The following is a 12,219-nucleotide window of genomic DNA, read 5'->3' as shown; positions in this document are numbered from 1 at the left end:
AGGGCCTATAGTAAACTGTAACTATGGATATTGTACTGTATGCCCTCACCGTGCTTCTGTACGGCGGCCTGTGTGCTGCCGACTTTCGCGCGCGTCGCCACATCGCGGTGCAGCCGCTCGCGGGCGGGGTCGCGGCTACGGTGCCCGCGATGCCGGGCGGAGCGAGTGCGCCTGTGCAGCCGGCATCGGGCATGAGCCCGGTAGCGCGAGGCGTGCTGTCGCTCGCGCTGATCGTACATGGCGTGCTGCTCCATACCACCATCTTCCCTGCCAACGCGATGGTGTTCGGTTTCGCGTACGCGCTTTCGGCCATGTTCTGGCTCGGCGCCGGCATCTACTGGATAGAGAGTTTTTTCTTCCCGCTCGACGGCCTCAGGCTGCTCGTATTGCCGCTCGCGGCGGTCGCGTCGGTGCTGCCGCTCGTGTTCGGCGGCGTCCATGTGCTGACCTACGCGGCCGCGCCGATGTTCAAGCTGCACTTCGTCATTGCCAACGTTGCCTACGGTTTGTTCGCCATCGCTGCGCTGCATGCGGTGCTCATGCTCGCGGTGGAGCGCCGGCTGCACGCGCTGCGCGGCGGTCTGCAGCGAGGCGCGGCGCGCAAGGGCTGGCTCTCGAACTGGCTGGAGACCCTGCCGCCGCTGCTCACGCTTGAGAAACTGCTGTTCCGGTTGATTGGCGCGGGCTTCGTGCTGCTCACCCTTACGCTCGCGTCCGGCATCGTGTTCAGCGAGCAACTGGTCGACCGCGCGCTCACGCTCGATCACAAGACCGTCTTCGCGATCCTGTCGTGGCTGATGTTCGGCGCGCTCCTCACGGCACGCAAGCTCTCGGGCTGGCGCGGACGCGCTGCGCTGCGCTGGGTGCTCGCGTCGTTCGCTGCGCTGCTGCTTGCGTATGTGGGCAGCCGTTTCGTTTTTGAGGTGCTGCTGCACCGCCCTGTGGTCTGAATTCGATGAGACAGATTTTTCTGCTGATCCTGCTGTTCGTTGTGGGCCAATGGCTCGCCAAGGCGCTGCGTCGTGTCGACGCGCGTCCTGCCGACCGTGCCGGCGCAGGTGGCGGCAACGCCGCCGGCCAACAGTCGGACACGGCGAGCCGGCGCGCGGGCTCAACCGGTACGCGGCTCGCCGAACCGATGGTCCGCTGCACGGAATGCGGCGTGCACGTCCCAAACAGCGAGTCGGTAGTCGCGGCCGGCCAGCCGTTTTGCTGCGAGGAGCACGCCCGACGCCATGTCGCCCGCACATCGGCTGCGACTGCGCAGCCGGGCAGCGGCCGTACCGGCGGCGACACCAGCGCGCGATGAGCGCGACGCTTCCCGAGAGTTTCGTCGTCGATGCACAAGGCTGGGTCACGGCCGCGCGTCGTCTCGCGTCGCCGAATTTCGAGGCGCGTCCCGAGGGCGCCGTGCCGACGCTGATCGTCGTGCACAACATCAGCTTGCCCCCCGGCACGTTCGGCGGCACGGCGATCTCCGACCTCTTCCTCAACCGTCTGGATTGCGACGCTCACCCTTACTACGACACGCATCTGCGTGGCGTGCGGGTGTCAGCGCATTTCCTGGTTCATCGCGACGGCACGCTCGAGCAATACGTCTCCTGCGACGAACGTGCATGGCACGCAGGCTTGTCGAATTTCTTCGGGCGCGAGCGGTGCAATGATTTTTCGATCGGCATCGAGCTCGAAGGCGCCGACACGACCCCCTTCGAGCCCGCGCAATACGTCACACTGGTAGCGCTCGTGAGGGCGCTCGCCGCCCACTATCCGATTGCGGCGGTTGCCGGTCACTCGGACATCGCCCCCGGCCGCAAGACCGATCCGGGGCCGCACTTCGACTGGTTTCGCCTGCAGCGCGAGACCGGGCTCGCAGATCGGTATTTCCCCTACCTTCACCCTGAAGCGCGTTCGCGCCACACGTCTTAAGTCCTGTCGCTTCATGTCGCTAACCCGCATGGAGCCTTGCTTTGCGGTCTGCCCCGATGCGGCCTTGGACTCCAAAAAGTCAAGCTTTCGAAGCGAAATAAAAGAATTTGAGGTCCGTCTAAAGTCCACTATACTTAGTGCCAAGTTTTGAAATTAACACTACATCTTGTGTTGAATGCGGCGCCCCGCTCGCCTGAGCACGGCGCCGCACGCATTCCAGGCGTACGAAACTTTGTGCGGTGCCGCTGGCAATAGCGCTTCGGCGGCACCGGCATCAATCGAGAAGAAGGACACAGCCAGTGATCGCGACATACATGATGAAGACCGTTGTCCCATCTGCTTTGTCGCATCCGGCCGCCCGGCCTTGCTGGACCTTCCTCTCCTTCTCCTCGCTCGCGCACGTGGCGGCGCGGCGTTCTTGTTAATCCGCGGACACTCTCCGCATATTCTCCAGGACCAGGAGCTTTGCACATGCAAACGACCGATAACGTCACGACCCGGTATGAGGACGCACCCGCCGGCCGTCCGTTGAGTGGTGAGCAGAATGGCGGGCAGTCGCTCGCCCCGCAGGCCACCTTCGCTGACTACAAGGTGATTCGCCGCAACGGCAGCGTGGTGTCGTTCGAGCCGTCGAAGATCGCAATCGCCGTGACCAAGGCGTTTCTGGCCGTCAATGGCGGGCAGGGTGCCGCATCGGCGCGCGTGCGCGAACTCGTCGACCAGCTCACCCAGGCGGTCGTGCGCGCGCTCCTGCGTAGCCGGCCGAACGGCGGCACGTTCCATATCGAAGACATCCAGGACCAGGTCGAACTGGCGCTGATGCGCGGCGGCGAGCACAACGTCGCGCGCGCCTACGTGCTGTATCGCGAAAAGCGCAATCAGGAGCGCGGCCACGCGCAGGACGCCGGCGCTGCACCGAGCGCGCCCGGTCTGACCGTCACGGACAACGGCGTCACGCGTCCGCTGGACCTGAACGCGCTGCGCGCGCTGATCGTGTCGGCCTGCGAAGGCCTGGGCGACGCGGTGAGCGCCGAGCCGATCGTGACGGAGACGGTCAAGAACCTGTACGACGGCGTGCCGATGAGCCAGGTCTACGACTCGGCCATCCTTGCCGCACGCACGATGATCGAGAAGGACCCGGCCTACAGCCAGGTCACGGCTCGCATCCTGCTGCATACCATCCGTCGCGAAATCCTCGGAGAGGAAGTCGTTCAGGCCGAGATGGGCGAACGCTACGCCGAATACTTCCCGCAGTTCATCAAGCGCGGCGTCCAGGCGGAACTGCTCGACGACAAGCTGCTGCAGTTCGACCTGAAGCGCCTTGGTGCCGCGCTCGATTCGAGCCGCGACCTGCAGTTCGGCTACCTTGGCCTGCAGACGCTCTACGATCGCTACTTCCTGCACGTGGACGGCACGCGCATCGAAATGCCGCAGGCATTCTTCATGCGTGTCGCGATGGGCCTTGCGCTCAACGAGATCGATCGCGAAGCGCGCGCCATCGAGTTCTACAACGTGCTGTCGACCTTCGACTTCATGAGCTCGACGCCCACGCTGTTTAACTCGGGCACCCGTCGCTCGCAACTCTCGTCGTGCTACCTGACGACGGTGGACGACGACCTCGACGGCATCTATGAAGCGCTCAAGGAAAACGCGCTGCTCTCGAAGTTTGCCGGCGGCCTGGGTAACGACTGGACGCGCGTGCGCGCGCTCGGCTCGCACATCAAGGGCACCAACGGCAAGTCGCAGGGCGTCGTGCCGTTCCTGAAGGTGGTGAACGACACCGCCGTGGCCGTGAACCAGGGCGGCAAGCGCAAGGGCGCGGTTTGCGCGTACCTGGAATCGTGGCACCTCGACATCGAAGAATTCCTCGAGCTGCGCAAGAACACCGGCGACGACCGCCGCCGCACCCACGACATGAACACGGCGAACTGGATTCCCGACCTGTTCATGAAGCGCGTGATGGAAGGCGGCGACTGGACGCTCTTTTCGCCGTCCACCTGCCCCGACCTGCACGACAAGTACGGCGCCGAGTTCGAAACGGCTTACACGGCTTACGAAGAGAAGGTCGCCCGCGGCGAGCTCAAGCTGTTCAAGAAGGTCCCCGCGGCGCAGCTGTGGCGCAAGATGCTGGGCATGCTGTTCGAGACCGGCCACCCGTGGATCACGTTCAAGGACCCCTGCAACATCCGCAGCCCGCAGCAACACGTCGGCGTGGTCCACTCGTCGAACCTGTGCACCGAGATCACGCTGAACACGAGCGACACCGAAATCGCCGTCTGCAATCTGGGCTCGGTGAACCTGGTCGCGCACCTCGCAAAGCAGGCCGACGGCTCGTACGCGCTCGACCACGACAAGCTGAAGCGCACCATCAGCGTGGCGATGCGCATGCTCGACAACGTCATCGACATCAATTACTACGCGGTCGCCAAGGCGCGTAACTCGAACCTGAAGCACCGTCCGGTAGGCATGGGCATCATGGGCTTCCAGGACTGCCTGCACCTGCTGCGCACCCCGTACGCGTCGCAGGAGGCTGTGGAGTTCGCCGACCGGTCGATGGAAGCGGTGTGCTACTACGCGTACTACGCCTCTACCGAACTTGCCGAAGAGCGCGGCCGCTACTCGAGCTACCGCGGCTCGCTGTGGGACCGCGGCATCCTCCCGCAAGACACGCTGAAGTTGCTCGCCGAGGCGCGCGGCGGCTACGTCGAAGTCGACACCAGCGAAACGATGGACTGGGCGACGCTGCGTTCCCGCATTGCAACGCACGGCATGCGCAACTCGAACTGCGTGGCGATCGCGCCCACGGCGACCATTTCGAACATCATCGGCGTGTCGGCGTGCATCGAGCCGACGTTCCAGAATCTGTACGTGAAGTCGAACCTCTCGGGCGAATTCACGGTGGTCAACGACTACCTGGTGCGCGATCTCAAGGCACGCGGCCTGTGGGACGAGGTGATGGTCGCCGATCTGAAGTACTTCGACGGCTCGCTCTCGCGCATCGACCGCATCCCGGCCGACCTGCGTGCCATCTACGCTACGGCGTTCGAGGTGGACCCGAAGTGGCTGGTCGAGGCGGCGTCGCGCCGTCAGAAGTGGATCGACCAGGCGCAGTCGCTCAATATCTATATGGGCGGCGCGTCGGGCAAGAAGCTCGACGAGGTTTACAAGCTCGCCTGGGTGCGTGGCCTCAAGACCACCTACTACCTGCGCACGATGGCGGCGACGCACGTCGAGAAGTCGACGGTTGCTCACGGTGCACTGAACGCCGTGCCTTCGGGCGGTGACGGCGGCGCGGGTGGTATGGGCGGCGCAGTGGGAGGCAGCTCGTTCGGCGTGACGGGTGGTGCGTCGTCGGGCGGCATCGTGGCTTCGGCTGCCGCTGCATCGGCTCCGGTCCAGGCGGCGGCAGAGGACGCGCCGCAGGCCGATGGTCCCGTGTGCATGATGCGTCCGGGCGATCCTGGCTTCGAAGAGTGCGAGGCCTGCCAATAAGCGTGACGGCGCTCGTGCGGTGAAGTGAACAAGGTGGGCGGCGACGGTTTCGCGCGCTGCCCACCGTGTGATCAGGCGGCGCACGAACATTGCGGGCCTCAACAGCAAGCACGCAACTGTGAGGCGATGCAGGTCGAAGCATCCGCCGCAGACTCATCGCTTCAACCAGGTTCGCCGCGTTCACGACGAACCTTGCGACGAACCTCGCAACAGACCTCTTCACAACGTCGTAGCCAGCACGTCGAGCAAGTCTCAATCTCTTCTTGCGGACATGCTCGAGATGAAGCGAAGACCTTGGACAAGGCATCGCTCGCTCTATCTGCATGAAGCGATGCACGCGATGCGATGAGAAAGTGTTGTATGCAGGTCTCAACGCGAATCGAAAACAGGAATTTTCGTGAGCGAACCCTTTTATCGCTCACGAAAAGATGGTACAAACCGATCTAAATTGATGGTGACATATATGCTCAACTGGGATGACGAGATTGCTGCCGTAACTCCGTCGAGCGCTTCGCAACCGAGCGTGTTGCGCAACGCAGCGGGTATGGCTGTCGGTACGCAGGCAGTAGCGCGTGCCGTCTCTCCGGCTCCTTCGGCTCAAGACGTTTTCGCGGGCGACTTTGCCGTCGCTCCGTACGCGGCGCAGAACACTGCGGCCGCTGCGCCGGCAGTGTCGCCGGAAGCGCGCGTGAACGTGGCCGACAAGCGCATCATCAACGGCAAGACTGACGTCAATCAGCTCGTGCCGTTCAAGTACAAGTGGGCGTGGGAGAAGTACCTCTCGGGTTGCGCGAACCACTGGATGCCGCAGGAAATCAACATGTCCCGCGACATCGCGCTGTGGAAAGACCCGAACGGCCTTTCCGACGACGAGCGCCGCATCATCAAGCGCAACCTCGGCTTCTTCACCACGGCCGACTCGCTCGCCGCGAACAATATCGTGCTCGGCACGTACCGCCACATCACGGCGCCCGAATGCCGCCAGTTCCTGCTGCGCCAGGCGTTCGAAGAGGCGATCCATACGCACGCCTACCAGTACATCGTCGAATCGCTGGGCCTCGACGAAGGCGAGATCTTCAACGCGTATCACGAGGTTTCGTCGATCCGCGCGAAAGACGAATTCCTGATTCCGTTCATCCACACGCTGACCGATCCGGCCTTCAAGACCGGCACGCTCGAAGCAGACCAGGCTCTGCTCAAGTCGCTGATCGTGTTCGCCTGCGTGATGGAAGGTCTGTTCTTCTACGTCGGGTTTACGCAAATTCTGGCGCTCGGCCGCCAGAACAAGATGACCGGCGCAGCGGAGCAGTATCAGTACATCCTGCGTGACGAGTCGATGCACTGTAACTTCGGTATCGACCTCATCAACCAGATCAAGCTCGAAAACCCGCACCTGTGGACCGCCGAGTTCCGTGCGGAGATCCGCGAAATCTTCAAGCAGGCCGTCGATCTCGAATACCGGTATGCAGAGGACACGATGCCGCGCGGCGTGCTCGGTCTCAATGCGTCGATGTTCAAGAGCTACCTGCGCTTCATCTGCAACCGTCGTTGCCAGCAAATCGGTCTCGATGCGCTGTTCCCGAACGAGGAAAACCCGTTCCCGTGGATGAGCGAGATGATCGACCTGAAGAAGGAGCGCAACTTCTTCGAGACGCGTGTCATTGAATATCAGACTGGCGGGGCGCTTTCCTGGGAATGACCCTGAGCGCATCGCAGAGAAGATCGATGGGGAGCGCCGGCAGCGCGCAAGCGCCGTTGCCGGCCGTGGTGATTAGGAGCAGGAACGCCTGATGCAAAGCGTGCCCGGTGCCTTAGCGGCCCAAAAACATGACAGGCACTTTGCGAACCCTTCAGTGGGATGGGCAAACTTCCCCCCGGAAAAAGCCGTTGGCCTGAGTGCCGGCGGCTTCATCAAACGCTGGCCGGCGTCGGTATCCGATGCCGGATGGACTTGGCGCGCGGTACCCGTTGGCACGGCGCGCCTTACCGTATTCATTAGCGTAAGCGCGCGGAATCTGCGTACGCCGATGAATAGCCCGCTTCGTAGCGATCGCCCTGACAAGCGTCCGCGGGAAGCGGGTTTTGACGAAGGGTGTAGTTTGAACTGACCTCTCATCTGAACCTGAAGGAGAAAAAAATGGCAACTGCCAAGAAGAAGCCCGCTGCCAAGAAAGCAGCAGTGAAGAAGGTTGCAGCGAAGAAGGCCGCTCCGGCCAAGAAGGCAGCAGCGAAGAAAGTCGCGGTGAAGAAGGTCGCTGCGAAGAAAGTCGCCGTGAAGAAGGTTGCAGCGAAGAAGGCTGCACCGGCCAAGAAGGCAGCAGCGAAGAAGGTTGCAGCCAAGAAGGCGCCGGCGAAGAAGGTTGCAGCGAAGAAGGCTGCACCGGCGAAGAAGGCGGCAGCCAAGAAAGTCGCGGTGAAGAAGGTTGCCGCGAAGAAGGCCGCACCGGCGAAGAAGGCAGCAGCCAAGAAAGTAGCGACGAAGAAGGTCGCTGCGAAGAAGGCTGCCAAGAAGGCGCCTGCGAAGAAGGCTGCGGCCAAGAAGGCTGCGCCTGCGAAGAAGGCTGCCCCTGCCAAGAAGGCTGCGCCTGCGAAGAAGGCGGCTCCTGCCGCCCCCGCTGCGCCTGCGCAATCGACCGCCCCTGCGGCCACGGTGAAGACGGCCCTGAACCCGGCCGCAGCATGGCCGTTCCCGACGGGCAGCCGTCCGTAAGCAGTCGATGCAGTGCCGCGACACACCGCGTGTGTGTCTCACGATTGAGTAAGGCTACTCAATCCAATCCCGCCACCGGTAACCCGGCGGCGGGATTTTTTTTGCCTCGCGCCTGCGTTTCCGGCGCACAAAAAAACGCATGCACCGAAGTGCATGCGTTCGAGGGTCAATCAAAAAGGATTAGTCGACGGCGCGGCGCGCCGACGCCGTACAGGGCAAATGGCCTTACCGCCGCTCGCGCGGCTAGTGCGTCACGCGCGTGACACCGCCGCTCGACAGCAGACGGACGCGCTCGCCGGCACGGAAGATCTCGCCCGTGGCCGACTGCGTGATGGCACGCATATCGCCATTGTCGAGCCGCACGGTGATTTCCACACCATCGCGCATCGCCACACCGTTTTCGACTGCGTTGCCGGCCACCGCGCCTGCGATGCCGCCTACGATGCCAGTGAGGATCGAGCCGCGTCCTCCGCCTATAGCGCTACCGGCTACGGCGCCGAGTGCGCCGCCGCCCACGGCACCGAGGCCGCTGGGCTGCCCGTTGTTCGAGCTGATCTTCACGGCCCGTACGCTTTCCACGGTCCCCATGCGGACCGTCTCTTCGCGCTGCGCCTGCGACGCCGTGTAGACGTCGGCAGAGCTGCTGTTGTACGCGCACCCCGTCATGGCGAGCGACCCCACGATCAGTACTGCTGCAATGACGCGACTCATTGTTTTCATCTTCTCTACTCCAGATACTGAGCCCCAGGCGGAGCCCTCATTCGTTCACGGCAGGTCGTAACCGAACGCCTGCCTGAACCGTTCGCCAATCTGCGCGCGGGTGGGCGCGTAGTTCTGCGGGCCCTGGTGCTCGATCTTGAGCGCACCCATGAGGCTCGCGAGGCGCCCGGTGGTTGCCCAGCCGAGCCGGTTCTCGATACCGTAGAGGAGACCGCCTCGAAACGCGTCGCCGCAACCCGTGGGGTCGAGCACGCGCTGTGCCGTGACGGCGGGAATCTCTTCTACGCCTTCCTTATGATAGATCCGCGAACCTTGTTCGCCGCGCGTCACGATGAGCGCTTCGACGCGGCCGGCAATTTCTTCGATCGACCAACCTGTGCGATGGCTTACAAGGCTTGCTTCGTAGTCGTTGACAGCAACGTAAGTGGCAAGTTCAATGGCATGCCGCAGCGACTCGCCGTCGAAGAGCGGCAGGCCCTGACCCGGATCGAAGATGAACGGCACGCCTGCCGCGGCGAACTGTTCGGCGTGCTGGACCATGCCGTCGAAGCCGTCCGGCGCGACGATGCCGAGCGTGATGCCGTCCGCATGATCGGCGCGGTTGAGATGCGACTGCATCATTGCGCCGGGATGGAACGCCGTGATCTGGTTGTTCTCGAGGTCCGTCGTGATCATTGCCTGCGCGGACCACGTGTCGGGCAGCACCTTCACGTGCGCCTTCGAGAGACCCAACTGGTCGAGCCGGTCGATATACGGCTGGGCGTCCACGCCGCCGAGCGTCGCCATGATGCGCGCGTCGCCGCCGAGCAGATGCAGCGAGTAGGCGATGTTGCCCGCGCAGCCGCCGAACTCGCGACGCATGGTGGGCACGAGGAAGCTCACGTTGAGGATGTGTACCTGTTCCGGCAGGATGTGTTCCCTGAACCGGCCCTCGAAGGTCATGATGTTGTCGTAGGCGAGCGAGCCGCAGATCAGCGTAGCCAAGGCGTGAATTCCCCTAATTGAGCGTGCGAGTGCCTGAGAATGGCGTGAAGGTCATGGGCGCGGGACTCCGGCGTTGCCGCGCCTCGCATCGGCGCGCGGCGCAGCAACAGCGGGTGCGAGCGTCTGTTTTTACTTGAGCGCAGCGAGTGCCGCGTCGTAGTTCGGCTCGTTCTTGATCTCGCTCACGAGTTCGGCGTGGACCACCTTGTCGTTTTCGTCGACCACCACCACGGCGCGCGCCGTCAGGCCGGCGAGCGGGCCGCTCGTCACGTCTACACCGTACGCTTGCGCGAAGTCATGACCCCGGAACGTGGATGCCGTGACTACGTTGTCGACGCCCTCAGTCGTGCAGAAGCGCGAAGCGGCAAACGGCAGGTCGCCCGACACGACCACCACCACCGTGTTCGGCAGCTTGCCTGCGGCCTCGTTGAACTTGCGCGTGGACGTCGCGCATACCGGCGTGTCGAGGCTCGGCACGATGTTCAGCACCTTGCGCTTGCCTGCGAAATCGGCGAGCGACACCGGCTTGAGGTCCTTGCCGACCAGCGAGAATGCGGGCGCCGCCTGGCCCACGGAGGGGAACGTTCCGGCGACTTCGATCGGGTTGCCGCCCAGCGTGACTTGACTCATGTTGTGCTCCGAAGGATCAGTAGTGGTGTGTGAATGCGCCGGATCGAGCCGACGCTGGAGACGTAACGGTCATGCCGTTACGGATAAAAAATCTGGATGCGGAAGTTCGAGGCGACCGCGTTGCCGATGTCGAGTCGCACGATCATCATCTGCGTCGTGTGCGCGGGTAGACCGGCGCTGATCGGCGTGCCGGGACGCACGTAGTCTTGCGGCCAGAGCACGCGGCGGATGGCGACGTTGTTCTGGCTGTCGAGCAGCGTGAGCTCGATGGCGGGATACGCGAGCGCCACGTTGAAGCGGTTGCGCAGCGGCATCTTCAGTTCGAGCCGATGTGGACCGTCCACCTGGCGCAGATCGGGCGGCTCGACCTGCAGTCCGTCGATGTCGCGCGGCGGCGCCACGGTGCAGCCCAACTGCGCGCAGGCCTGCGCGAAGAGCGGCTGCGACGCGGGCCAGTAAACCATCACCGTTTCGCGCTGCCACCAGGCGAGTTGCGCGAGGAGCAATACGAAGAGCACGACGGCGAGCAATCCGCCGGCGATGCGCAGACCGACGCGGCCTGGTTCGGCCGCACGCCTTTCGCGTGTGACTGCGAAGTGGCGTTCGCCGTCGTCGGGTGGCACGGCGACGAAGGGTTCCGGCGACGGGGCACGCGCGCCCGCCGCCATCGCGGCCGCTGCACTTGCTGCCGGACCGGCGGCAACCGCGGCCGCATCGGCATTCCACGCGGTGCGCGTCGCCATACCATCGGCCGCGCGCTCGGCCTCGCCGAGATGCGGCTCGCGCGGTTCGTCGGGTTCATGTGCCCAGCCCGATTCGGCCGAGCCCGCCCCGGCAAAGACCGGTTCATGATGCGAGGGCTCTTCGGGCTCGGGGGCGAGCGTTGGCTCTGCCGCGTCGTGCTTCACGTCGCCGGATGGTTGCCAGGCGGGCTCGGTCTCGGGCGGCTCTGCCGGTTGGGACGATTGGAGCGGATGGGCTGCTGCTTCGGCGTCTTCTTCCGCGGGTGCATCGGCTGGCGTGACCTCAGCGGGCGTCGTGCCGACGAGCGTGGCCGGCGGAACGGCAGCCGCTACCGGATGGCCCAGCGGCAGATTGCCGGCATGAAAACGCGGTCCGACGTCTTCATTTGCGTCGTGCGGCGGCGACCAGGGATCCCAGGCGCGTGAGCGAAAATTCGGCGGACTGGCGAACGGGGGAGTGTGCGGGTCGTGTACGGGTGAAGCGGTGGCCGCTTCGTCGGTGGAACCTTCGGAGGGCGATACTGCGGACGCTTCCTCTACGGAAGAGGATTCAACAGCCGGTGGCTCAGCAGGTGGCGATTCAGCAGAAACCGCCGATCCGCCAGGCGCCATTTCCGCCGGACTTTCTTCGTCACCGCGGATTTCGTCAACGGCCGGCACTTCGCCCGAAGGCGCTTCCATCGAAGGCGTTTCTGCAGCCGGCTCTTCTGCCGCGACCGTCGCAACGCCCTCAGATACAGTCTCCTGCGACTGTTCCTCCGCCGTTACCGCCTGCTCCTGAACCGTCCCCGGATGTCCGGCACCGCCTTGGGACGCCAGCGCCGATGCCACGTCGGGAGGCACCGGCACGGCCGCCGAGAAGTCGCTGCCCGCCGGCAACTCGAAAAGGCTGCTCGACGCGTCGAACACTTCCCGGCAATGTCCGCATCGCACGAGGCCGCGACGCGGCGCGAGCTGCGTGGGCTGGACACGGAAGACGGCTTCACAGAAGGGGCAGCGCGTTACGAGGAACAT

At 64.1% G+C, this 12,219-nt stretch carries 11 protein-coding genes; 7 read left to right on the top strand and 4 right to left on the bottom strand.

The window, feature by feature from the left end; all coding sequences use genetic code 11:
- Positions 1–23: 23 nt before the first annotated feature.
- From U0042_RS16780 to U0042_RS16750, 7 genes are all read left to right on the top strand, one after another.
- Positions 24–950, top strand: coding sequence for a cytochrome C assembly family protein (locus tag U0042_RS16780; RefSeq protein ID WP_114813179.1), 927 nt, complete (start codon positions 24–26; stop codon positions 948–950).
- Between the two features lie 5 nt (positions 951–955).
- Positions 956–1,309 (top strand): PP0621 family protein, encoded by a 354-nt coding sequence (locus tag U0042_RS16775; protein ID WP_114813181.1) that lies wholly within the window; start codon positions 956–958, stop codon positions 1,307–1,309.
- The gene (gene ampD / locus U0042_RS16770) at positions 1,306–1,926 is read left to right on the top strand and encodes a 1,6-anhydro-N-acetylmuramyl-L-alanine amidase AmpD (protein ID WP_114813183.1); all 621 of its coding nucleotides are present in this window, start codon (positions 1,306–1,308) and stop codon (positions 1,924–1,926) included. Before U0042_RS16775 ends, ampD begins: the two co-directional genes overlap by 4 nt.
- 471 nt (positions 1,927–2,397) lie before the next feature.
- Positions 2,398–5,418, top strand: coding sequence for a ribonucleoside-diphosphate reductase subunit alpha (locus U0042_RS16765; RefSeq protein ID WP_114813185.1), 3,021 nt, complete (start codon positions 2,398–2,400; stop codon positions 5,416–5,418).
- A 463-nt stretch (positions 5,419–5,881) separates the two neighbouring features.
- Positions 5,882–7,117: a ribonucleotide-diphosphate reductase subunit beta gene (locus U0042_RS16760; protein ID WP_114813397.1), complete on the top strand. Its 1,236-nt coding sequence runs from the start codon at positions 5,882–5,884 to the stop codon at positions 7,115–7,117.
- Between the two features lie 91 nt (positions 7,118–7,208).
- Positions 7,209–7,526 carry a hypothetical protein gene (locus U0042_RS16755; RefSeq protein WP_114813187.1) on the top strand — a complete coding sequence of 106 codons (318 nt, stop codon included), beginning with the start codon at positions 7,209–7,211 and terminating at the stop codon, positions 7,524–7,526.
- 29 nt (positions 7,527–7,555) lie between these two features.
- Complete coding sequence (locus tag U0042_RS16750) at positions 7,556–8,128, top strand: histone H1-like DNA-binding protein (protein ID WP_114813189.1); 573 nt, start codon at positions 7,556–7,558, stop codon at positions 8,126–8,128.
- 243 nt (positions 8,129–8,371) lie between these two features.
- Here the strand turns inward: U0042_RS16750 and U0042_RS16745 are convergent, their stop codons facing one another.
- The 4 genes from U0042_RS16745 to U0042_RS16730 form a co-directional block, all read right to left on the bottom strand.
- Positions 8,372–8,848, bottom strand: coding sequence for a glycine zipper 2TM domain-containing protein (locus tag U0042_RS16745; protein WP_114813191.1), 477 nt, complete (start codon positions 8,846–8,848; stop codon positions 8,372–8,374).
- Between the two features lie 45 nt (positions 8,849–8,893).
- Entirely contained in the window at positions 8,894–9,832 is a 939-nt protein-coding gene (locus U0042_RS16740) for a carbohydrate kinase family protein (protein WP_114813193.1), read from the bottom strand.
- Positions 9,833–9,961: 129 nt separating this feature from the next.
- Positions 9,962–10,462: a thiol peroxidase gene (gene tpx, locus U0042_RS16735; RefSeq protein WP_114813194.1), complete on the bottom strand. Its 501-nt coding sequence runs from the start codon at positions 10,460–10,462 to the stop codon at positions 9,962–9,964.
- Positions 10,463–10,539: 77 nt separating this feature from the next.
- The gene (locus U0042_RS16730) at positions 10,540–12,219 is read right to left on the bottom strand and encodes a zinc-ribbon and DUF3426 domain-containing protein (RefSeq protein WP_114813196.1); all 1,680 of its coding nucleotides are present in this window, start codon (positions 12,217–12,219) and stop codon (positions 10,540–10,542) included.

It is taken from the genome of Paraburkholderia kururiensis (genome assembly GCF_034424375.1).
Lineage (GTDB): Bacteria > Pseudomonadota > Gammaproteobacteria > Burkholderiales > Burkholderiaceae > Paraburkholderia > Paraburkholderia kururiensis_A.
This window is presented reverse-complemented; position numbering and strand designations above follow the sequence as displayed.